Origin of the sequence: Enterobacter cloacae complex sp. P14RS, from assembly GCF_014895895.1 — a bacterium.
Taxonomy (GTDB): domain Bacteria; phylum Pseudomonadota; class Gammaproteobacteria; order Enterobacterales; family Enterobacteriaceae; genus Enterobacter; species Enterobacter bugandensis.
In genome coordinates this window covers 229,693-248,329 of the sequence record NZ_JADBQM010000006.1, presented here as the reverse complement: position 1 = coordinate 248,329, position 18,637 = coordinate 229,693, and the positions used below count along the sequence as shown (strand labels likewise).

At 48.7% G+C, this 18,637-nt stretch carries 33 protein-coding genes; 8 read left to right on the top strand and 25 right to left on the bottom strand.

The annotated features are described in order from the left end of the window. Window positions 1-11: 11 nt before the first annotated feature. From IM295_RS05250 to IM295_RS05125, 25 genes are all read right to left on the bottom strand, one after another. Entirely contained in the window at window positions 12-2,138 is a 2,127-nt protein-coding gene (locus IM295_RS05250) for a portal protein (RefSeq protein ID WP_193066347.1), read from the bottom strand. Window positions 2,139-2,140: 2 nt separating this feature from the next. Continuing rightward, entirely contained in the window at window positions 2,141-3,553 is a 1,413-nt protein-coding gene (locus IM295_RS05245) for a PBSX family phage terminase large subunit (RefSeq protein WP_193066346.1), read from the bottom strand. Beyond that, window positions 3,550-3,972 carry a ubiquitin carboxyl-hydrolase gene (locus IM295_RS05240; RefSeq protein ID WP_193066345.1) on the bottom strand — a complete coding sequence of 141 codons (423 nt, stop codon included), beginning with the start codon at window positions 3,970-3,972 and terminating at the stop codon, window positions 3,550-3,552. The genes IM295_RS05245 and IM295_RS05240 overlap by 4 nt, the downstream gene beginning before the upstream one ends. A gap of 6 nt (window positions 3,973-3,978) precedes the next feature. Next, on the bottom strand, window positions 3,979-4,311 hold the full coding sequence (locus IM295_RS05235) for a DUF1737 domain-containing protein (RefSeq protein ID WP_193066344.1): 333 nt from the start codon (window positions 4,309-4,311) through the stop codon (window positions 3,979-3,981). After that, window positions 4,311-4,454 (bottom strand): hypothetical protein, encoded by a 144-nt coding sequence (locus IM295_RS05230; protein WP_193066343.1) that lies wholly within the window; start codon window positions 4,452-4,454, stop codon window positions 4,311-4,313. Before IM295_RS05230 ends, IM295_RS05235 begins: the two co-directional genes overlap by 1 nt. Before the next feature lies 1 nt (window position 4,455). Further along, a complete protein-coding gene (locus tag IM295_RS05225; protein WP_193066342.1) occupies window positions 4,456-4,698 on the bottom strand; it encodes a DUF2560 family protein in 243 nt (80 codons plus the stop codon). A 427-nt stretch (window positions 4,699-5,125) separates the two neighbouring features. Next, window positions 5,126-5,530 (bottom strand): lysis protein, encoded by a 405-nt coding sequence (locus IM295_RS23225; protein WP_370551799.1) that lies wholly within the window; start codon window positions 5,528-5,530, stop codon window positions 5,126-5,128. Window positions 5,531-5,562: 32 nt separating this feature from the next. After that, window positions 5,563-6,045 carry a lysozyme gene (locus tag IM295_RS05215; protein ID WP_226859428.1) on the bottom strand — a complete coding sequence of 161 codons (483 nt, stop codon included), beginning with the start codon at window positions 6,043-6,045 and terminating at the stop codon, window positions 5,563-5,565. Further along, the gene (locus tag IM295_RS05210) at window positions 6,020-6,346 is read right to left on the bottom strand and encodes a hypothetical protein (protein WP_226859427.1); all 327 of its coding nucleotides are present in this window, start codon (window positions 6,344-6,346) and stop codon (window positions 6,020-6,022) included. Before IM295_RS05210 ends, IM295_RS05215 begins: the two co-directional genes overlap by 26 nt. A 582-nt stretch (window positions 6,347-6,928) precedes the next feature. Next, entirely contained in the window at window positions 6,929-7,540 is a 612-nt protein-coding gene (locus tag IM295_RS05205) for a hypothetical protein (RefSeq protein WP_193066340.1), read from the bottom strand. After that, window positions 7,537-7,728, bottom strand: coding sequence for a hypothetical protein (locus IM295_RS05200; protein ID WP_193066339.1), 192 nt, complete (start codon window positions 7,726-7,728; stop codon window positions 7,537-7,539). Before IM295_RS05200 ends, IM295_RS05205 begins: the two co-directional genes overlap by 4 nt. Then, a complete protein-coding gene (locus tag IM295_RS05195) occupies window positions 7,729-7,911 on the bottom strand; it encodes a hypothetical protein (protein WP_193066338.1) in 183 nt (60 codons plus the stop codon). Beyond that, window positions 7,899-8,096 carry a protein ninH gene (locus IM295_RS05190; protein ID WP_060568999.1) on the bottom strand — a complete coding sequence of 66 codons (198 nt, stop codon included), beginning with the start codon at window positions 8,094-8,096 and terminating at the stop codon, window positions 7,899-7,901. Before IM295_RS05190 ends, IM295_RS05195 begins: the two co-directional genes overlap by 13 nt. Beyond that, window positions 8,093-8,704, bottom strand: coding sequence for a recombination protein NinG (locus tag IM295_RS05185; protein WP_193066424.1), 612 nt, complete (start codon window positions 8,702-8,704; stop codon window positions 8,093-8,095). Before IM295_RS05185 ends, IM295_RS05190 begins: the two co-directional genes overlap by 4 nt. A gap of 197 nt (window positions 8,705-8,901) precedes the next feature. Further along, entirely contained in the window at window positions 8,902-9,081 is a 180-nt protein-coding gene (locus IM295_RS05180) for a protein NinF (RefSeq protein ID WP_193066337.1), read from the bottom strand. After that, window positions 9,074-9,424, bottom strand: a complete 351-nt coding sequence (locus IM295_RS05175) for a phage protein NinX family protein (protein WP_193066336.1) — start codon at window positions 9,422-9,424, stop codon at window positions 9,074-9,076. Before IM295_RS05175 ends, IM295_RS05180 begins: the two co-directional genes overlap by 8 nt. Window positions 9,425-9,848: 424 nt before the next feature. After that, window positions 9,849-10,286, bottom strand: coding sequence for a recombination protein NinB (locus IM295_RS05165; RefSeq protein WP_193066335.1), 438 nt, complete (start codon window positions 10,284-10,286; stop codon window positions 9,849-9,851). Window positions 10,287-10,674: 388 nt separating this feature from the next. After that, entirely contained in the window at window positions 10,675-11,064 is a 390-nt protein-coding gene (locus IM295_RS23030) for a hypothetical protein (RefSeq protein WP_226859426.1), read from the bottom strand. A gap of 11 nt (window positions 11,065-11,075) precedes the next feature. Further along, a complete protein-coding gene (locus IM295_RS05155) occupies window positions 11,076-11,402 on the bottom strand; it encodes a hypothetical protein (protein WP_226859425.1) in 327 nt (108 codons plus the stop codon). Window positions 11,403-11,592: 190 nt separating this feature from the next. Continuing rightward, window positions 11,593-12,048: a transcriptional regulator gene (locus tag IM295_RS05150; protein ID WP_193066334.1), complete on the bottom strand. Its 456-nt coding sequence runs from the start codon at window positions 12,046-12,048 to the stop codon at window positions 11,593-11,595. Between the two features lie 10 nt (window positions 12,049-12,058). Then, window positions 12,059-13,426, bottom strand: a complete 1,368-nt coding sequence (locus IM295_RS05145; RefSeq protein ID WP_193066333.1) for a replicative DNA helicase — start codon at window positions 13,424-13,426, stop codon at window positions 12,059-12,061. Further along, complete coding sequence (locus IM295_RS05140) at window positions 13,423-14,526, bottom strand: replication protein (protein WP_193066332.1); 1,104 nt, start codon at window positions 14,524-14,526, stop codon at window positions 13,423-13,425. The genes IM295_RS05145 and IM295_RS05140 overlap by 4 nt, the downstream gene beginning before the upstream one ends. Then, window positions 14,513-14,671 (bottom strand): hypothetical protein, encoded by a 159-nt coding sequence (locus IM295_RS05135; protein ID WP_193066331.1) that lies wholly within the window; start codon window positions 14,669-14,671, stop codon window positions 14,513-14,515. Before IM295_RS05135 ends, IM295_RS05140 begins: the two co-directional genes overlap by 14 nt. 42 nt (window positions 14,672-14,713) lie before the next feature. Then, window positions 14,714-14,995 carry a CII family transcriptional regulator gene (locus IM295_RS05130; RefSeq protein WP_193066330.1) on the bottom strand — a complete coding sequence of 94 codons (282 nt, stop codon included), beginning with the start codon at window positions 14,993-14,995 and terminating at the stop codon, window positions 14,714-14,716. A gap of 107 nt (window positions 14,996-15,102) precedes the next feature. Next, entirely contained in the window at window positions 15,103-15,375 is a 273-nt protein-coding gene (locus IM295_RS05125) for a transcriptional regulator (protein WP_226859424.1), read from the bottom strand. A gap of 75 nt (window positions 15,376-15,450) precedes the next feature. Here IM295_RS05125 and IM295_RS05120 point away from each other — a divergent pair, with 75 nt between their 5' ends. The 8 genes from IM295_RS05120 to IM295_RS05090 all read left to right on the top strand — a co-directional run bounded on the left by IM295_RS05120 (window position 15,451) and on the right by IM295_RS05090 (window position 18,628). Then, window positions 15,451-16,212: a S24 family peptidase gene (locus IM295_RS05120; protein ID WP_045259810.1), complete on the top strand. Its 762-nt coding sequence runs from the start codon at window positions 15,451-15,453 to the stop codon at window positions 16,210-16,212. Window positions 16,213-16,681: 469 nt separating this feature from the next. Further along, window positions 16,682-16,942, top strand: a complete 261-nt coding sequence (locus IM295_RS23025; protein ID WP_226859423.1) for a hypothetical protein — start codon at window positions 16,682-16,684, stop codon at window positions 16,940-16,942. A gap of 173 nt (window positions 16,943-17,115) precedes the next feature. After that, window positions 17,116-17,409 carry a hypothetical protein gene (locus tag IM295_RS05115; RefSeq protein WP_193066329.1) on the top strand — a complete coding sequence of 98 codons (294 nt, stop codon included), beginning with the start codon at window positions 17,116-17,118 and terminating at the stop codon, window positions 17,407-17,409. Beyond that, the gene (locus IM295_RS05110; RefSeq protein WP_193066328.1) at window positions 17,409-17,627 is read left to right on the top strand and encodes a DUF551 domain-containing protein; all 219 of its coding nucleotides are present in this window, start codon (window positions 17,409-17,411) and stop codon (window positions 17,625-17,627) included. The genes IM295_RS05115 and IM295_RS05110 overlap by 1 nt, the downstream gene beginning before the upstream one ends. A gap of 149 nt (window positions 17,628-17,776) precedes the next feature. Beyond that, window positions 17,777-18,025: a hypothetical protein gene (locus tag IM295_RS05105; protein ID WP_193066327.1), complete on the top strand. Its 249-nt coding sequence runs from the start codon at window positions 17,777-17,779 to the stop codon at window positions 18,023-18,025. A 97-nt stretch (window positions 18,026-18,122) separates the two neighbouring features. Further along, window positions 18,123-18,254, top strand: coding sequence for a hypothetical protein (locus tag IM295_RS23285; protein ID WP_193066326.1), 132 nt, complete (start codon window positions 18,123-18,125; stop codon window positions 18,252-18,254). Next, window positions 18,239-18,385, top strand: a complete 147-nt coding sequence (locus tag IM295_RS05095; protein ID WP_193066325.1) for a host cell division inhibitory peptide Kil — start codon at window positions 18,239-18,241, stop codon at window positions 18,383-18,385. Before IM295_RS23285 ends, IM295_RS05095 begins: the two co-directional genes overlap by 16 nt. Window positions 18,386-18,457: 72 nt before the next feature. Then, window positions 18,458-18,628: a hypothetical protein gene (locus tag IM295_RS05090; RefSeq protein WP_045347005.1), complete on the top strand. Its 171-nt coding sequence runs from the start codon at window positions 18,458-18,460 to the stop codon at window positions 18,626-18,628. Window positions 18,629-18,637: the final 9 nt, after the last annotated feature.

Here is an 18,637-nt window from a genome sequence, read left to right as displayed (position 1 = left end):
ATTACTCCTGCTTAGCTCGGCATTGAGTCTGCCGGTGACTGTGGTGATGTAGGGATTTGCTGCCGTTGTGATTCAGCTACGTCACTGAGAAGCCTGATGGCCTCCATGACTGCCTTATCATTGATGTTTCTGGCCTGAGCCAGTTTGTAGACTGTGTTCGCCTGACTCTCCATCGCATCCTGTTGTGCAGTGAATGCCTTGATTTGAGTCTGCGCTGTTTCGTTCTGCGCTTTCTGCTGCTCTGCCTGGGCTGCGATGATTTGAGCCTGGGCAATGAGGGCGTTAGGGTCTTGCTGACTCTGAGCTGCCATTTGAGCCTGCTGAACAATCTGCTGCTCTTTGGCATTGCGAGGTTTAACTACGCCTGCAGTAAGTAATTTGTTGCGGTTGTATTCTTTGTAATCATCCAGCCCTTCTCCATCCATGTTGTCCATTATCAGGCCGCGAATAATTCCAGCTTCAGGGTCTTGTGGGAGCATGGTATTGAGGACGTTTGTAAGGGCAGCAACTGTTGCATCACGCCGTGCTGTGTAGCTTGGACCCACATCAACAGTTACATCGTAGCGACCAGTTGAAAGGTCATTCAGTGCAACAACTTGCCCTGTTTGCCGGTCTACAACCTGAGCATTCATCAGTGCGATATCGTCAGTACCATCCTCGTTGACGACGCGAACCTCGCGGTCTGAACCATATACCTCACGAGCCATAGACAACCAGACTTCACCGGCACGCTTCAGGCTCTTAGCCATATTGTCCAGGTAAATGAAAGATGCCATGTCAGAGCGGTTCATCAGGTCATTAACCGTTGCCTGTGCAACGTTGCTAGGCATCTGTTGCATTGCCTGGCTGCCACCTGTTACTTCCTGAATATCTGCGCTGGTTAGCTGCAGCATTGTTGCAATTGCAGGGCTTATTTGAGCCTGAGGGGTGTATGATGCAGGCGCTGCTGGTCCAGTTGGGTTACCTGCCTTATCCCTTGGAGGTCTTATTGGAAGATAAGCAGGCCGCTTCCTGTTCCTGTTAGCCCAATGATCCTCATATCCCTTCACCTGCTCAGGGTCCAATGTAGGAATCTGCCCAGGGTCTTGCGCTGCTGTATCAGCCAGCATCGAAACCTGAAGGTTGTAGAGGCGCTGTGGGTCCATCGCTTTAGCAATGTGCCCCTCAACACGCTCTATGTCGTCAATGAACCAGCGCTTGCCATACACAGGGATGAGAGGGATATGCTCACCAGGAATGCGCCGTGGCTTCTCAAGGAAGCTCTGCCCGTCAACCACTGAGACATAGACGCGGCGACGTTTAACAGAACGACGCGCAACCTCTTCGAAGCCTGCGATAGCCAGTTCATCATGAATATCTTCAATCTGGTCGCTGTCGTAGGTGGCAATCTCACCAGTTATCGGCTGACGATAGCTGATTACATCTACCGACTCCTTGCGCACCTCGTAGTATTTCGCGATGTACACAACTTCAGGCTCGAACCAGTCATACTCCCAGCTTGTCATCGTCGTCACATCGAGTGATGCAGGCGGTGTCTTGCCATACTCAGCCTCGTACTTCTCAGGAGAGAGTGAGTACATGCAGAACGCCCACATAGCATCTGACTTGTCGTACTTCTTCGCGTCAGGGTCGAACCAGACAGAGCGTGACGGGTCGTAGATTGGCTCGATAGCGATACGTTGCCGCTCGTCCATCGGGTCGTATTCGTTGACCAGCATCGAGGTTAAGCGGAAGCAGCCAAATCCACCTGTTGCCGCGTCGTCGAATGCGTTATCGCAGGCCTCGCCGCCGTCAGTCTCTTCATAGTCAGCGCGGAACAGGCCATTCAGCTTATTCGACAACTCTTCGCTGGCTTCTTTGTCACCAGGGCGAAACTTAACGGTGATGCGATTGTTACGATACTCAGCGATGATGCGGTTAAGCTCTGTAGCTACCTTGTTAATTTCAAACTTCGGGTACTTCTCGAACTGGTCATCAAGCTTGGTTCCCGCTGCTGTAGCTCCTTCCCATTGACCGCCAGGGACACGAGCGAATCGCGTAGCCTCAATGCACTTTTCGCGCACGTCTTGCTGCGGCGTATAGGCGCGGTCAAACCTGAGCATGACGCGCTCATGTTTTTTCTCTAATGTCTCTGCCATTTTTACCAACCGGAGGATGAGGGAACGTAGATGTCCGTTTCTTCTGGAGCTAATGCCGGGCAGTGCATGCACATCATCAGTGCGTCTGCCAGGTTTGGAGATGGAATGCCAAGCTTCTGCTTCATGTCTACTTTGGTCATGAGCTCAAGCTTGCCGTTACCGTTGAATTTGCGTTGTATCTGCGTGAGTTCTGCGAATAGCTTCTCAAGCATCTTCTCGCCGATAGCTTCCTTGTCGAAGCTCAGCATTTCGTCAGGGTCAGCATATTCACCATGCTCAACTGCGCGGTATGTCAGATATAGCCTGTCAGCCAGCGTGTAATAGAACTGCGCTCGCTTATTGCGGAATACATCACCGATAGTGCGAATGTTGTCACCCTGCACCACTTCATCAGCCCATGCTCCAGCCTGATACGGCGCATCTTCATCGAATGGTGATTCGCTACCCTTGAACATCGTTACGGTAACTTTCTTACCACTGAACGAATCGGTTATCTGCCTGCGCAGGCCAGCACCCAGACCGTCACCGTCAAACAGGAAGTGATCTGCATTATCTCCGATTGCCAAATCAGCAGCCCAGTCAGCACCTTCATTGACATCCATCAAGGTGCCTTCGGCTATCCGCTTAACCACTGAGCCGTGACGCATTGCATAGCCTTTGGCATCCGGACCTGTGTCTGATGGGTCGTGAGCTGCGATAACTGCGCCTCTGGCTTTCCATCCAAGCTTCTTATGCGCATCTGTAGCTGCTTCCAGCCATTCACGACTGATGATTGCCATATCACTTGCGCTTACTGGCTCACCTAGCCAGATGTGACGATAGAGAGTTGGATTGCGTCGCTTGCACTCCTCCATCTCCAGGCGAAGAACTTCAGGGAAGTGTGGGTTATCGGTGTAGTTAACCGTCAGCAGGCAGATGTCGTCTGGATGATCGACAACGAATCGCTGATAGGTGTCGTCAAGGATGTTCTTCGGGTTGAAACTCACCCATATTTCAGAGTGCGGCTTACGGATTGTTGGAATGAGGATATCCCATGATTCCTTCGTTACAGCCTCAGCCTCTTCCACCCAACAGATGTCGATACCTTCAAGGGATTTAATCTTAGTCGGGTTGTTCTTGATGCCGTAGAACATGAACTCGGCGTTAGTGCCAAGATGTCGAATCATAGATCGCTGTATTTCGAACTCAGCCGCATAACCTTCGCGCTCTATTGTGTCCTCAAGCAACCTGATTACTGAGTCACTGATGCTGTTCTGCAATTCACGAGCACACAGAATTCGAACCGCCTGACGCCTTGCTGCCTCTATAAGTAATCTTGCTATTGCCCATGACTTACCGCTACCTCGACCGCCCTTGGCGACTTTGTAGCGATGCGCCTCGATGAACGGTTGGAAGATAGGGTTAATCGTTGTCATTTTCCGAATAGCGTACTCATTGGTGAGGTTTCAATCTGGATAGCTCCGCCGTCCTTACCGACAAGTTCGTTAGTTACCTTATCGCCATACTTGCGGGGATTCATTCTGGCCAGCGCCCATTTACGGGTGTCAACGCGAAGCCTTGCCTTTGCCACCTCAGCAGAGTCAGGTAACGCATCATCTGCGATATCGAACATCTCTTCGAATATTGCGTCAGCCCTGGCCTCCGTCGCTTTTGCGTACTTGTCGCGAAATTCTTCATGTGCGGCTAGCCAGCGAAACACCGTAGACTTATCGGGCATTCCCTGCCGCTTACAGACTTTCAGTAAGCTTTCGCCAGAAGCAAGCAGCGCGCATATGTCGTCAGCCACCTCCGGCATATAGTCAGAGGGGCGACCAGGTTTGTTATCAGTCGCCATATCCCATTACGCCTTAGTGAATGCTTGTGCGTACTCTACTGTGCGCCCTGGTGTTAACTGGATAACACTCATGTCGCCTAATGGCAGGAACCCATCAGTAATCTTTGCGTTGCATTTAACAGTGAAGTCAGCGCGATCTGTGCTTACCACGATGTCGTAGTCAGTTGCTGCTGTACCTCCTGTCGCCACCACCTGGAAGTATTCTGTCTTGGTGGAAGTAGCTTTTACCCCTACCAGCCCTCCTTGCGGATAGCGTGATGCGGCGATATGCGATTTAACCACCGGAACGAGGTTAGCGATTGAACCAGCCGTTGCTGTCTGAATTGCAGTGATAGCCATTACTTAGCTCCTTTCTTGGGTTTCTTTTTGCCAGCCTTGTTCATGGCAATAGCGATAGCCTGGTCTTTTGGTTTGCCGGCTTTCATCTCGGTAGCGATGTTCTCGCCGACAACCTTCTTCGACTTACCTTTCTTCAGTGGCATGTCAGACTCCAGTAGTGAACAGGTCGAGGACTTCTTTGGCCTCACGAATGGCCTTTTCAGTTTTAGCTAGCGCAGTCGGCTCATTTGCTGTCTTGGCATATGCATCTTTGAAAAGCTCAAAGTTAAGTTCACTACCAGCAATAAACTCAATGGCCTTTTCGGTAGCTGCTGAGTCATTCATCACCAGGCGGTAGACTTCGAGCTTCAGTTTCTGTGCATCTGTCATTTGGGTAATGTCTGCCATTGTTGGCTCCGTTATAGGTATTGATAAATCCACACGATAAATGCGAACCAGACTGGCGGCGCTAATAATGGAAACCACCAATCGGCAATGAATTTTTCAATCTTAAGTGCAACAGGTACCTTCACCTCAACCATCTCCATAGAAATGGAATGTTCAGACCGCATGATTGCGAAGCCTGGAAGGTTATTTATTTTGATTTCCACTGAAACACCTTTAGTTGTTATCCCGTGGTGGGGATGAACGAAAGAATCAGGATGATTGATGCAGCCGCCAGTGTGATGACAGAAGCGAATGCAAACGCGTAATGCACGAAGATAATCAATCTGTCTTTTGCTGAATGCTTTGGTAGCGGGTGGTTAAGAACGTCATCGCGTATGAGTGACATTCCGTAGAGCAGCGTTATTTCACGCTCTCGTTTTCGCATTGGCTACCTCAGGCATTGCGCTCTTACGTATTCCTGCAATCCGGTTAGTTGCTTGGTGACTGTTTCGATTCGCTGTCTGAGGGTGAAATAATCCCGTTCAGCGGAGTCAGTAAGTCGGGGGCTGGTAGCATCATCCATGCCGGAGGTTCCGGAGGAGTTACCCTTGCATGTTGCGTTGAGCTGCAGCCGCTTACGACCAGCAATGACGTCGCTATGCAGACGCTCAATGGTTTCTTTCGCATCGGCAAGTTCCTGTGTGTATTTGGCATCGAGAGTGGCAACGTCGCGCTGGCGGGTCTGCATGTCGCTGATTGTCTGCGCGGCTAACTTCAGGTCTTTATCAGCCTGCAGGTACTTATCGTGGTAGGTGTTAGCTACCTTGCCTGCAATAACCACCCATACGAACATCAGAGCAAATACAATCACCTTCCAGTGAGCTACTACGGTTTTCCATAGCATAACTGGCGCTCCACTTCTCGGCGATTGATTAGACCTTTCCACTGCTTACCACCGGCATATGTCCAGCGACGCAATTCATCACACGCACCAGGAATATCGTTGCGGTTAAGTTTCTTCAGCAGCGTGGAGTACTGAAAAGCACCAGTTCCTACGTTGTAGGTGAATGAGTAGAGGGCAGCCTTCTGGTAATCATTCAGCTTCACTTTAACTGAACCATCAACCGACTTAATGGCTGGCTGCATATGTTTGTACAGAAGTGCATCACACTCAACCTTTGTGTAGGTCTTTCCCATCTTCACATCTGCGCCAGTCACACCAGCGCATACGGTTGGAATTCCTATCGGATCAAGATATGGCTTATAAACCACGCCTTCCTGGTCTTGTATCAGTACGCCTGCAATAGATATAGAACCGGCAACTGATGCAGCTACCAGTGCATTACGTAATTTTGCTGGAATTGCCATTAGTTGAATCCTGAGGCTGAAGCTCTGCATCTATGCTCTTCACAATTGCAGCTGCTTCGGTAATGTTCGCAACATCACCTCTGGCATAGGCAGCCTTGAGGATGTCTGTTCGTTTGCGATCTTCTTCAATCGCTGCTTTGTTCTTTCGGTCGTTAGACCTGTATGTCAGCCAGGTGAATGTCGCCGTGATGGCAAATCCCAGGGCGAAGAGGACATCCTGAAGAGTTAGCATGGCGAAAAATCCCGTTAGACCTGACCAAAAGTAGGACCAGAATCCGTTGCTTGTATTCATGCGGAACATGCTCTACCCCTCATTGCGGGGGATTTGTTCATTATTAAGAAAAGGTTGATGTATTTGAGAACAAATCCAGGATACATTTTGCGGTAACGTGGTTTGTTCGTGACTAAAGGCATGAGCAAATCAGGCAAGAGGCTGTTGACGCAGTCTCTTGCCACCCATCTTCACGAAGCCCAGCCATGCGCTGGGTTTTTCATTTGTGTAAAACGTCCTACCCCGTCGCCACGAATGTGCAAGGGTATCTGGATGTGTTCTGGTGATTGGTGATAGGACGCTTTCAGAAAGGTCGTGCTTAGAAGGCCATAGCGTGATGCATCATCAGATGAGATGAACAGAGGCTATGGCTCTGTTAGTAGCCCGTTTCGTGGGCATTGCCGGGAAGGAGCGCTACTCTTCCGCCTCATGCAAGATAACGCCGCCACGATGACGATGTGTTTTGCTATCGGTATGAACGCAAAAAGCCCCAAGGCGTGAACCTCAGGGCTTGTTTGTTTGGCTGCTCTGTTCGCTTTTGCTCCGAGCATACTCAAAATGTACTACTTCCATTTCGCGTTCGCAAGTTATTTAGGACAATTTGCCTAAATATTATGCTGCTTGTGGAAATTCCTTCTCAATTTCGCGTTTCATCGCATAAAAGATTTCTGAATCGAGCACGTTTTCACACCATACAACCCTGCGTCTGCATGACTGGATATCCATTCCTGTTACTGCATTCATCAGCCTGGCGATATCTTGCGTGCAATTGCGATTGCAATATCGCTTAATAGCTACATCGCGGACGGGGCTTTCACGGTGAAACGTCTTGACCATCACACGTTCAACGAAAGCAGCATCATCGGATTCTTTGGCGAGAGCGATGATGTTGCTGAACGATGATAGAGGGATGACCAGCTCGCGAGCTTTCTGATAGAGCGCATCTCCACGCAGTCCATCTTCTTCGTAAAGGCGCATGACAACAGACTCAATCTGCTTAGCCTTGTCATCACTCCACTGACTACGAATCATCAGGCGACCGATAACGTTGATTGCACCTCCTGGAGAATCATCACCGGCATTAACCTTTCCCCATACCTGCAGCATGTAGTGAACCCATGCTTTCTGCCGTGAGTTAATGGTTTTCTTTGGGTGCTTCCATACGCGGCGGAAATGAGCATCGTCGATGAAGTTGACCATGCCGAATATCGGTGTGTGTTTCATGGCTTTATCTCCAGCGCATCTTTGAGTCGAGCCACAACCATTCTTGTAGCGAATGATTCTCCATGGCATTTGCTCTGAAGTTCAATTTCCATCAGTGCGGACTTAAGCAGCCCTCTGTTAACGGTGATTGGGGTTTTATTTTCCTCGTTAACCTTCTTGAGTCTTGCGAGAGAGTCTTTGATATCCATCTACGCAGCCTCCGGACCATCTGGCTTATTCAGACCTAAGCGATTAACCAGCTCACGACGATGATGAAGCAGAATCACCATTGCCTTCTCCGCATCGGCAATTTTCGCATCGAGTAATTTAAGCTCCTGCTCATCTGCGTGACGCTGCCATTTGACTTGCTGGATGTTAGTTACGCTGCACATGTTTTACCTCGGCCGCCTTGATGAACCATGAGAACGCCGTTAACGATGGCGTGAAATTGAGCTTTGGTGTCTCGTGAATACCTGAGGATGGTATTTCTGCTGCAGGCTAATTGCCTTGCTGCTTCTGACTGATTACCGCGTACTTCTACGAGAATGTCAGGAATGGTTTTGATAGAGGGTGTCATGCTGCCTCACTTCTGCTTTCACGCAGGTCTTTGAGCTTCTGCTGATACTCCGCCTTAATCGCTTTGCACTCTTCAGTAGTCCAGCGATGGCGCTTATGGTCAGATTCGATTTCGTCTACCGCTGCATGCCCTATGCGATCGATAAGCATCACGCGATAAGGAACCAGATTCCCGCTCTTGTGCTGATTGCACACGACGCATTGCTTATGGATATTGCGCTCATCAAATCGGAGTTGAGGTGCCGCAGCAGTAGTCCGGTAATGCCCGGCATCCCACTGAGCAGACGTGAACGTTCCGCACGAGATACATGGTAAGTCGCGGTCTCTTTCTCTGATGAAGGTGTTTACTGCTTGTTGGGCTTGTTTAATCCAGTAACTGCGGGGCTTTAGGGCGAGCTTTCGAATCTTTAACTTGTCTTTCTGCTGCTGATATTCTCGTCGTCGTTTCTTGTCTGCTGCTTTCTCTGCTTTTTCTCTCTCCTTGCTTCGTCGCTCAAGTGCTATCTTCGTTCCGCATTCCGGAGAGCACCACCATATGTTCGAGTGTTGAGGGTGAAACCATTCTCTGCACTCTTCGTTTTTACATCGCCTGCGTGGCTTCCTAGTCATCAACATATCCTCGCAACTGAAGGATTCTTTGGAGGTCGTGCCTTGATATCTTGCAATGCCTAATCCCGCAATAATCAGACTCAAGAAGACTCCAATAATATTCACACCGCTCTCGGTGCTTATGGGCATCTGCTTTCATCCAGTCCCTGACTGCATATTTAATTTTCCATCTTTCAATTAGTATCCAGTTAATCAACTCAAGCATCCCTTTCTTCCTCCGTCATAAATCCGTTAGGGTCGCGATACGCTATTGCCAGTGAGGCACATTCTTCACAGCAGTGAACCTCGCCATCTGATAGCTCTTTCGTGCAGCCTGCGCACAACGTTCGACGTATACTCTGCTGCTCGTAGGATTGGGCCTCTGATTGGCTAAGCATGTTTTTCGTCCTGCATCATGAGGAAGACAATCATAGCGGCTCGGAGAGGGTTATCACTTCTGACCCTTTCTTTTTCCCATCCATAGGCAGGTTGTGCGACCCACTTACCTCCATCATGAGGATCTGCAAATACATCAGCAGCAAGACAGATTAACTTGCTCTCAATAATCGGCCATGCGTCATTCGGGTCATTGCAATAATCTTTGAAATCCCCATTTCTGAGCATTACCTCAGGAAAGCCAGATAATCCAAAATCCTGGCAGTCATCAGGCATAAGCTCCTTGCCTAATGCAATGCCAACGCGCTTGTTAATTTCAAAATCTGATAACTGTGAATAGTCCATATCAATGCAACCTCGCTTCGTGTTCTGCTGGCTCAATGGAAATGACCAGGTCTTTGTCGCCTAACTGCCAGATAATTCCCTGCTCTTCTTCGTCCTCAGTCATTGCCTCCACATAAGCCATCAGGTAATTCATCATGATGTTTATGCCGTCGACTCCTTCGCTTTCTGCATCTTCCATGAGGTCAGAGAAACGCTCGATATAGTCTTCTTATGCGCTCATAGCTAACTCCACATTCTGGATTGATACTGACTCCTACCCTTTGGCTCGCTGGCGTACTCTGGAAGCAATGCGGAAACCACCCATAACCGAGGGTCTGCGCTTAGCGTTCGTTGAGTTTTTACGTTGCGGGATTGGTAGGCCGTGATTAACTGAGTTGCTTCTTCGTTTGTGAGGTCGTGATGGTGAAACCATGTCATTTTCATATCATGCCGCATCTCCGAATCTGGCTTTCCACTCAAGCGCTAATCTAGCCTCATCAGACCACTTAACATTCTTCTCTGCACCGAATGCCTGGATAAGCTCAAGAAGCTCTCCGAATTCACTGACGCGCATCTTGCTGGTTGACTGTCCTATCACCACGAATCCATTGCCGGCGAGGTTAGGCACAACGTCCTGCTGTTTTAACGCTGCGGTGAAGATGCACTTCCAGCTTTCAGCATCCAGCCATCTTCCGTGCCATTCGACCTGCAAAGAGATATCGCGCAAAGTGGCCCACAAACGTTTGTTCTGGACTGCTGAGCGAGTTCTTTCTGAGATTGTTACAATGATTGGCTTGTCGTAGGAGGGTAAAACTTGCTGTATGGCTTGAATGGCGTTCTGTTGATGAATGGGGCTTCTTAGTTCAAACGTTAGTTTCCTCATGATGTCCTCGAATGATTCTCACCATGTCACGGTAAATTATTGGATATGACCTGCAGGAGGCGAAGTTCGTCTTAAGAAGATTCCCCATAACAGGCTGCTCTTTGTAATTTTTTGTCCATTTACTGAATAACCATCGTCGCCATAGAAACCATTTTACTATTGGCATAATCACTCCCAGTATTTACTTTGAACGGTATCGCAAAGCATTCTCCATAGCTTTAGCTCAGTTTCCCTGCTTCGCTCGATGAATTTCTTCGCGCACTCTCTGTTGCAGAATCGATAGACTTTCCACATCGACCATATTGATGGATAGGCTTTGCTGAATAGCTTTAATCGCCGCTTTCCACAGAATTCACATTCGCATGTAAACAAGCTCATACTCACTCCTTCACTTTGATTCCAGCTGCGCGGATGGCTCTTCAGTCTCCATGGCGGCGTCGATTTGTTCACGTAATTTAGTTTCGTAATAATCGTCTTCTTCATCCGTGATGGCCTGAGACCAGAACATGCTATGGCTTCCGTAAACCATTGGGTCGCGGACATTAACCGCTTTAGATACTAGCCAGTCCATCCTTCGTTTATCAGCAAGCAGCTCAATCTCGATAGCTGAGCGAGACTCCTGCCATAATGTCCACCATCCATTTATTGGCTGCATGACGCTCATGCTGTCAAAGGCATGCATGTACCTATCGCCATTTCTAGCATCAGATATCATTTCAAGCGGGAGGCCTAACCTACCTGCTGCGTATTGCTCAAACTGCTTTCTTGATTCGTCCATATTCCTCTCCATCACTCGCCATTGTGTTGTTCTGAAATGGCATGAGCAAATGCATCACGGCGATATTGTTTACTGCGCTCAATGTCATCCTGCATGTTTTTAAATTCGACGTTTTTCCTTGATTTCTGCAAGGTATACCCGCATCGACCCATGAACCAAAGAAAGGTATCGATAACATAGATATGTCCATCTCTGGCATTACCGTTTTCGTTGGCATTCCCAATGGTATCGTGCATAGCCTTAAATACGTCTCTCTGGTCGTGGAAGTCGCGAAGAAATTCAGGAAGGTATCCACCGCTTTGCAACCATTTAGCTAATTCATTTTCGTTACTCATCATTCCTCTCCATCAGCGTGCTGGGGTGTTGGATTTAGGCTGGTAGTTGTTGCCGATAAGAGTCAAAAAACGCTCATCGATAAAGTCATATCGGCTCTTTGTTGTTGATGTGATTATGCAGTTGCCGTCGAACTGACGATCTCTAACCACCCAAAGCAGTGGAGAGTTAACGCGCTTCACAAGCTGACCTTTCTTAAACACTTCGCACCTCTCTTAATCTCTGGTTGATAAATGCAGTCATCTGATTGGCGCAACCGAAGGTAAACGGTGCATTCTTGCGATACAGCCAGACCTTCTCGCGGCCTAACCACTCACGATAAACCTCACCCTGCTTGCTTAGAGATGCCAGAATCTGTGCTGTCATTTGCAGGTCTACTCCGGTTGCTGCTGAGATAGCTCCTGAAGTTCCTTCGCTACCGCTATCCAGCCAGTCCAGAATCGCCTGGCGACGGTTAGCATGAAGCTCAGTCAGTCGATAACGCTTGATGCCGTTATGGACGCTGTGGATTTCAAGCTGGCCTGATTCTGTGAGTTCGCGGAGTAATTGGGTAATGCGGGATTTTGGTGCGCCGGTAAGCTGGTGAAACTCTCTTGCAGATGTTGGTTTGTTGTTTTCGAGATGGTTGAGTATTTTTTCTCGTGTGTTCATGAATTATCTCCTAACACTCGTATTCGTCCTGATAGCTGCGTAGCTCGTTCTGAACGAATGCGTACGGGTCAAGACCTGAGTGTTTGTTGCTGAAGTAGTAGGTTTTCTCTGCGCCGGGGGCGTGTCGTGATTTGGTGCAGATGATTTCGGTTACGCCTTTAAGCTCTGTTTGCGGGTTGTATTTCTCATCGCGGTAAACCATGAAAATTACGTCGGCCTCCTGCTCGATAACACCAGACTCTCGCAAGTCAGAGTTAAGCGGGCGCTTGTTGGCGCGTTCCTCACACTTACGACTCAGCTGGGACAATGCGATAACCGGGCAGCGCAATTCCTTTGCAAGGTTCTTCAGGCCGGTAGCAATTTCACCAACTGATTGGTTCATGTTTTCCGGATTGGTCATCTTCATCTTCTGCAGATAATCGACGACGATAACTCCAAGTCCGCCAAGCTTCTTGTGCATCCTGCGAGCTTCAGCACGTAGATGGTGAATGCTCAGGGATGTTTTGTCGTTGATGTGTATCGGCGCGGTGCCGAATTCTTCCAGGCACTTTCCAACCTTTGCCCATTCGGTATCCTGATTCTTTCCATTCGTGCCAAGCAGGCCCTCTTTGCTGACCCCGGCGCGGTGGAACGCGATGCGCTGAGAAATCTGCTCGATAGGCATTTCAAGGCTGAAGAACATCACAGGCTTCTTGCTTTTCAGTGCCACAGTCTCAGTAACCGTGGTGCTGAACATTGTTTTGCCAGTGCCGGGGCGACCGCCTACAACGATGAAATCCGTGTTATTGAAACCACCAAACGCCTTGTCGATGTCCGTTAGCCCAAGCTCAGTCCGGTGCTTCCAGATGTCGCCATTGATGATTGACTCAACCTCGTCAATTGCGATCTCAATTCCATCAAGTATGTGGCGCGTTCCTGACTCGCTGAATGCCTCAATCGCTCCGATGCTGGTCTGGATATTGCCGATGATGTCCTGCACGCTGTCAGTAGTAGGCTCAGAAAGCTTCTGAATCCCTTCCTGCAGCATCTGAATCATCATGCGACCGGATGTGAACTCTTTTAGCTTCTGAACGTACGCAGGAAGGTTACGAAGCGACGGGATGTCTTTCGTTGTTTCCGCCAGATATGCGAATCCACCAACCTTGTCGAGCTCTCCGCGAGCCTCAATGTCTGAGGTGACCGTCAGTAGGTCAACTGGGGAGCCGATTGAGTTGAGCTTCTTCAGCGTGCTTAATACGACCTTGTGCGCATACACAGTGAAATCGCTTTCGCTCAGTCCCTCGATGGCATCTTGAGCTGCATCGGCGAATTCATCCCTTCCAAGCATGATTGAGCCAAGAACGTTGCGCTCGATGTATGAATCTACAAACCTGCTCATGCAGTGACTCCTTTACGCTGCTTGTGCTCGTTGATGGCCTGCTCGTACACAGAACCCCAATTCTTAGGGTTAAGTATCCAGTCCAGTGTTAACCAAGGCTGATCGCCTTTTGTCGTGAACAGGGATGATTTGCCTATCAGGTCGAAGGCCATTCCCATGTGCTTGAGCTCGCGCCAGTTACCTTGTGACGTTTTGCCGTTCCACACCGCTTCCAGATCGCGATGCGCAGGACGGCGGCGATTCCATTCGTGAGGTGATACAGCCTTGGCCGGGAATTTATCGTTCCACAGAGCAATGATTTCTGCATGAGGACAGGTTGCAGGATTGCTTCCCTGCCCATCAGCCCAAACCAGAGCATCTGACAGATAGCCATCGAAGCGAGTCATAGTGCAGATGTTGTTTGGCTTTGGCGGTGTCTTGCGCTTAGTCCAGCATGTTACAGCCCATTTGATTACCAGCTTAAGCTCATCAACCGAGTAACAAACCCCTTTGGCTTTCACAGTGCTAAGGGCTTTCACAAACGCGTCAGGTGATGAACATCTTGCCCCTGCAAGACCGTTGTAATAATCAAGACAATCCAGAGCGAGCGCTTCAATCCCCTCTGGGGGATTAAGGGGGGTTTTATTGTCTTTGGTAAGACTGTCTTTGGTGTCGGGTGGTTTCGCCCAACTTGAAACCTTTTTTCGCCCAACATTTTGGGTGGTTTCGCCCAACTTTTTGGGCGGTGTTTTCGGGGTCTTTTCGAGAACCCATTTATCAATGCTGACGTTCACACTGACCAGCTTGAATCCACCCACTTTCCTGAGGTTTATAATCTTGCGTTCTGCCAGAACATTCAGGGCTGCCGCTACATCTGAATCATCCAGATCTGTCACTTCAGCCAGGTATGTATTCGTTACCTTGTCCTCCGACTTATTCCAGCCAAAGGTGCAGTAGATAACGGCGTCCAGAACCTGATGTTCACGACCTGCAAGTTTCAGTTTTGGCTTAAGCTTCCCGATGCTGGTAGCTACACGCATGTAACCATCATCAAGACTCGCCACTTTGCGCTCCACTACCTCGCGTTGAGGTTGGTAGTCTGAAAACTTAACGACGCCCATTCTTAACTCCTGCTTTGGCTAGTCTGTAAACGCCAATAAGACGCTCTGCGAACGCTCGGTTATTGGCAGCTGCATTCACTAATCCTTCAGGTGAATCAGGGTGTCGAATCTCTTCTTTTTCCTGGTACTTTTTACGCTTTCGCATTAAAATATCTCCTGTGAATAGTGTTGACGTAACACAGTGTTCTCAGGCCTCGAATGAGTTACCGCTCATCGGGGCCTTTTCTTTGGTTAATCCTTCCAGTGCATGTCTGAATGCACGACTGATCGGACTGATATCTGAATCCATCCCAAAAGCGCACAGAACCGCCGCTATGAAGCGCCAGTCAGTTCGGCTTATCTTCGACTCATGACATCCCACCATCTTCGCTAAGCCACGCTGAGTGACTGTAGAGAGGTTGATGAGTAAATCTGTCTCAGCACGATCAATGTCTCGCTGGGTTGGCTTGCTGTAACTTGCGTGTTCCATTTGTAATACTTCCTTTAGTTAATAAGTGTTTACGCATCGGTTGATGCGTTGGTTTATCCCCGCATTTCGGCGGGAATGAGGCCAGAGCTGTTAAAGAGCGGTACTGCTTAAGCTGCTTTACTGCTTGTCACTTTCCGTACTGGAGGAAAGGCGATTGCTTCTTTGGTTACAGGCTTAGGGAAACGGAAGTTCAAGGATGCGTTTGCAATGTCACTTGCCTTCTGTGCGGATGCTCCGCGATATCCATAAGCCAGCTGGTCCAGGTTCCCAGGAGTTGTATTGGCAAGCTTCGCCAGCTTTTCCCAATCTTCCTTGGAGGCCTGTTTTCTCCAGCGAAGCAGATCATTCATCTGTTCAAACTGCTTAACGTTGGTTTCCATAGGTGCTCCATCTGCTAATGCACAATACAAATATTAGCGCCATGCTAAATTTAAATCAAGAGAGAGTTTAGCTTTATGCATATTTATCGCCGTGCTAAAAGATGGGATGATTTGAGCATGGACATAAAAGACATCAGGCGGACCAACCTCCGCTATCAGCAGAACCTTGCTATCCGCAGTGGAATCACGAAAGCTGACTTTGCAGAAAAGGTCGGTACGTCACCCTCTACCCTCAGCCAGATACTGGGTGAAAAAGCAGTACGAAATTTAGGTGATGACCTTGCTCGCAAAATTGAACTAAACCTAAACCTTCCACATGGCTGGTTAGATCAATTACATCCAGAGTTAGAGGAAGCCGAGAATCGAGGTGAGGCTAAGATAATCGGCGGGATTGAACCTTGGGATAACCAGACATCACTGGATGATGATGAAGTTGAGATCCCGTTCCTGAAGGAAGTGCAGTTAGCCGCAGGAGCTGGAAGCACCTTTCGTGAAGACCATAATGGATATAAGTTGAGATTCGCAAAATCTACACTTCGAAAACTGAACATACAGTTCACTAACGCTGTATGTGTTGAGGTTATCGGTAATAGTATGGAACCGGTGCTGCCTAACGGTTCTACGGTCGGAGTTGATACTGGCTGCAAGGAAGTTAAAGACGGCAAGATGTATGCTATCGACTACGGCGATTTACTACGTGTAAAACTGTTGTATGCAATGCCTGGTGGAATGATTCGGATCAGGAGTTACAACAGCGAAGAGCACCCTGAAGAAATAAGACCATCATCTGATATTCGAGTGATTGGCCGCGTCTTCTGGTCATCCGTAACCTACTAATACCTCCACAGCAATACATCCAACCCGCCTAGTGCGGGTTTTTTGTTGCCCAATGTAAATATCACATCAGCTTTACGCTAAATTATTTTCCCTTCAAAAACATCTCTTTAGCAATTCACGCTAATTTTTTAGCATCTAGCACTTGCTATCAATTTAGCATGGTGCTAATTTTACTCCATCAGCAGGACGCACTACTCGCCAGGACGGTGAATCGCTCTTTAACATTGATGGGATTGTCCCGCCGAAATGCGGGAACCAAAGAGTAGTTGGCTTTGGTGGGAGGTGGCTCAGTGTTAACCGGTAGTCGACCATTCGCGATGGTGGTGACGGTTGCAAGAGCTTGCAAGCAGCTTTTCTGAGTGCGCACGATGAAAAATTTCAAGCAAGTCAAGCTTAGAGCGCCACGCAAAAGGCGTGGAGGTCGCCCACAGAGGGCCTTCCCAACCAAAGCCAATCATCGGAGGTCAACATGATAATCGTTACTTACCTGGCTGATGATAACGCCAGAAATCGCCGCAGAGCACGCAGACAAGCTCAACGTGAAAAGGCAATGCAGGACGCTTCTCTTGCGCGCCGGGTAGCAAATAGCACATGCAGTACACGAGTTTCGAAGGCCATTTCGCTTGCCGGAACGCGTCAGAAGGAAGTTGAAGGTGGCGCTGTGTGCCTGCCAGAAGTGGCGCTTTTCGCAGCTGGCCATCGTAAGTCTAATAACGTAACAGCGAGGTAGTTATGAACGATAAGGGAAACAATTTCAGCAGTTACGGTATTGCTGAATCATCCAGCACATGGCAACAGCTGCAAAATAAAACGCATCGCAACTACCGACGCTTGGTTAAGAAAAGCAATCGTCGCAAGGCCGCATAGTCGGCCTTCTTTTGGCAGCAAGCCACAGAGGTGAATATGAAAGAGTTTAATGGTACGCCTGGTCCGTGGGTGGTAGATGTGGATGGCGTTGATGCTCGCTGGAATATTGACTCTTTAGGTCGTGTTTCGGTGGCGATAACCAACCAGGTTGCAAATGACAAGGACTGGGCAGTTCGAGATGCAAATACAAAGCTGATAGCAGCAGCTCCTGATTTGCTCGCAGCACTTCAGTTGATCATCAGCTATCACGATGACGGTAAATGTGAATTGCACCATGAAGATGTCGAGATGGCTCGCGCAACCATCAGCAAGGCTCTGGGGGAGGAGTGATGGAGTGGATTAAGTGTAGTGAGGGGATGCCTAAAAAGAACGACAAGGTGCTTATCTTCATCAACTTCAACAGCGAATATGTTCCCCCAAGCATTCACGATGCTGAATTTACTGGAGCGACATTCAGACGAGGCGGAGCAACAGTAAACATTTTCCCGCTGGAGGGTGGTTATGGTGTAACTCACTGGATGCCATTACCTGAACCACCAGGCGAATAGCAACTAATAGCTAATTCTCTGAGTTAGCTATTGGGTGTAATACCGCACCGTACTATCGGAGACGATTCGATAGTGCTCTGTTAGATGGAAAAATCCCTTGTTGTCTGATTTGCCCCGCTAGTCGGGGCTTCTTTTTGCCTGGAGGAAATATGAACTTTGAGTTTGGTGATTACGCCAATATTGAACAAAAACGTCACTATGCACATAACGAAATGTACCGATATAAAGTTATCCGGCAGATGAAATCAAACTCCTGGGTTGACGTACCAGTCCAGACTCCTGCTACCAATACTATTCATGACGAAATGGAGGATGTTTGTCTTTGTATTTGCTGTGGTGTTGATGAAACAGAGGTTAGGAAGTACCGAGTTAAAGACATGCACAAAATTTCTAAATAGCCGCCACTGTGCGGCTTTTTCATGCCTGCATCTGAGTGAACATTTTTTTCAAGTGTTCAGTCGCTATGCAATCACACACAACATAAGGAATCCCACGATGACATTTGCTATCGCGGGCGGTGCCGTCGTGTCCGCCTATCATCCAACCGAATCCGAATTATCCAAACGTGTTCGCCGTCTTATCCGTGCTGCCCGTAAGCACCTGGAGGGTTTATGTCACCAGTTATAAATCACAACCTGCTCAAAGCAGCGCAGAGCAAAGCGGTTATCGCTCGATATCTAGGTGATGGTCGCATGTGGCAAGAGGCTCATGAAGCCATGAAGACTGCAATCAACATGCCGTGGTACCGAAAATCATGAGCATCAGAGACATGTCAGACGAGCAGTTTTACCACTTGATGAAAGATTTAATTGGCAGCGAAGGAGGTTTCCATGCAGCCGACAACAACAGTCGAAGAGAGTCAGAGAGTACGCCGCGTGACGACGATGCAGGCTCTGCTGTGGCGTTACAGGGGTGACAGAGAGCGCATGCGTATGTATCTCAACCTATCTCGTTTAGAGGTGCTTAATCAACGTTATTTTCTGGGCGGGTGCCCGTTCTAAAAGGTGAAT

Excerpts from the sequence above, each read along its gene's own strand:
- IM295_RS05250 (WP_193066347.1), bottom strand. The coding sequence starts at position 2,138 with ATGGCAGAGACATTAGAGAAAAAACATGAGCGCGTCATGCTCAGGTTT.
- IM295_RS05245 (WP_193066346.1), bottom strand. The coding sequence starts at position 3,553 with ATGACAACGATTAACCCTATCTTCCAACCGTTCATCGAGGCGCATCGC.
- IM295_RS05240 (WP_193066345.1), bottom strand. The coding sequence starts at position 3,972 with ATGGCGACTGATAACAAACCTGGTCGCCCCTCTGACTATATGCCGGAG.
- IM295_RS05235 (WP_193066344.1), bottom strand. The coding sequence starts at position 4,311 with ATGGCTATCACTGCAATTCAGACAGCAACGGCTGGTTCAATCGCTAAC.
- IM295_RS05230 (WP_193066343.1), bottom strand. The coding sequence starts at position 4,454 with ATGCCACTGAAGAAAGGTAAGTCGAAGAAGGTTGTCGGCGAGAACATC.
- IM295_RS05225 (WP_193066342.1), bottom strand. The coding sequence starts at position 4,698 with ATGGCAGACATTACCCAAATGACAGATGCACAGAAACTGAAGCTCGAA.
- IM295_RS23225 (WP_370551799.1), bottom strand. The coding sequence starts at position 5,530 with ATGTTCGTATGGGTGGTTATTGCAGGCAAGGTAGCTAACACCTACCAC.
- IM295_RS05215 (WP_226859428.1), bottom strand. The coding sequence starts at position 6,045 with ATGGCAATTCCAGCAAAATTACGTAATGCACTGGTAGCTGCATCAGTT.
- IM295_RS05210 (WP_226859427.1), bottom strand. The coding sequence starts at position 6,346 with ATGTTCCGCATGAATACAAGCAACGGATTCTGGTCCTACTTTTGGTCA.
- IM295_RS05205 (WP_193066340.1), bottom strand. The coding sequence starts at position 7,540 with ATGAAACACACACCGATATTCGGCATGGTCAACTTCATCGACGATGCT.
- IM295_RS05200 (WP_193066339.1), bottom strand. The coding sequence starts at position 7,728 with ATGGATATCAAAGACTCTCTCGCAAGACTCAAGAAGGTTAACGAGGAA.
- IM295_RS05195 (WP_193066338.1), bottom strand. The coding sequence starts at position 7,911 with ATGTGCAGCGTAACTAACATCCAGCAAGTCAAATGGCAGCGTCACGCA.
- IM295_RS05190 (WP_060568999.1), bottom strand. The coding sequence starts at position 8,096 with ATGACACCCTCTATCAAAACCATTCCTGACATTCTCGTAGAAGTACGC.
- IM295_RS05185 (WP_193066424.1), bottom strand. The coding sequence starts at position 8,704 with ATGACTAGGAAGCCACGCAGGCGATGTAAAAACGAAGAGTGCAGAGAA.
- IM295_RS05180 (WP_193066337.1), bottom strand. The coding sequence starts at position 9,081 with ATGCTTAGCCAATCAGAGGCCCAATCCTACGAGCAGCAGAGTATACGT.
- IM295_RS05175 (WP_193066336.1), bottom strand. The coding sequence starts at position 9,424 with ATGGACTATTCACAGTTATCAGATTTTGAAATTAACAAGCGCGTTGGC.
- IM295_RS05165 (WP_193066335.1), bottom strand. The coding sequence starts at position 10,286 with ATGAGGAAACTAACGTTTGAACTAAGAAGCCCCATTCATCAACAGAAC.
- IM295_RS23030 (WP_226859426.1), bottom strand. The coding sequence starts at position 11,064 with ATGGACGAATCAAGAAAGCAGTTTGAGCAATACGCAGCAGGTAGGTTA.
- IM295_RS05155 (WP_226859425.1), bottom strand. The coding sequence starts at position 11,402 with ATGATGAGTAACGAAAATGAATTAGCTAAATGGTTGCAAAGCGGTGGA.
- IM295_RS05150 (WP_193066334.1), bottom strand. The coding sequence starts at position 12,048 with ATGAACACACGAGAAAAAATACTCAACCATCTCGAAAACAACAAACCA.
- IM295_RS05145 (WP_193066333.1), bottom strand. The coding sequence starts at position 13,426 with ATGAGCAGGTTTGTAGATTCATACATCGAGCGCAACGTTCTTGGCTCA.
- IM295_RS05140 (WP_193066332.1), bottom strand. The coding sequence starts at position 14,526 with ATGGGCGTCGTTAAGTTTTCAGACTACCAACCTCAACGCGAGGTAGTG.
- IM295_RS05135 (WP_193066331.1), bottom strand. The coding sequence starts at position 14,671 with ATGCGAAAGCGTAAAAAGTACCAGGAAAAAGAAGAGATTCGACACCCT.
- IM295_RS05130 (WP_193066330.1), bottom strand. The coding sequence starts at position 14,995 with ATGGAACACGCAAGTTACAGCAAGCCAACCCAGCGAGACATTGATCGT.
- IM295_RS05125 (WP_226859424.1), bottom strand. The coding sequence starts at position 15,375 with ATGGAAACCAACGTTAAGCAGTTTGAACAGATGAATGATCTGCTTCGC.
- IM295_RS05120 (WP_045259810.1), top strand. The coding sequence starts at position 15,451 with ATGCATATTTATCGCCGTGCTAAAAGATGGGATGATTTGAGCATGGAC.
- IM295_RS23025 (WP_226859423.1), top strand. The coding sequence starts at position 16,682 with ATGATAATCGTTACTTACCTGGCTGATGATAACGCCAGAAATCGCCGC.
- IM295_RS05115 (WP_193066329.1), top strand. The coding sequence starts at position 17,116 with ATGAAAGAGTTTAATGGTACGCCTGGTCCGTGGGTGGTAGATGTGGAT.
- IM295_RS05110 (WP_193066328.1), top strand. The coding sequence starts at position 17,409 with ATGGAGTGGATTAAGTGTAGTGAGGGGATGCCTAAAAAGAACGACAAG.
- IM295_RS05105 (WP_193066327.1), top strand. The coding sequence starts at position 17,777 with ATGAACTTTGAGTTTGGTGATTACGCCAATATTGAACAAAAACGTCAC.
- IM295_RS23285 (WP_193066326.1), top strand. The coding sequence starts at position 18,123 with ATGACATTTGCTATCGCGGGCGGTGCCGTCGTGTCCGCCTATCATCCA.
- IM295_RS05095 (WP_193066325.1), top strand. The coding sequence starts at position 18,239 with ATGTCACCAGTTATAAATCACAACCTGCTCAAAGCAGCGCAGAGCAAA.
- IM295_RS05090 (WP_045347005.1), top strand. The coding sequence starts at position 18,458 with ATGCAGCCGACAACAACAGTCGAAGAGAGTCAGAGAGTACGCCGCGTG.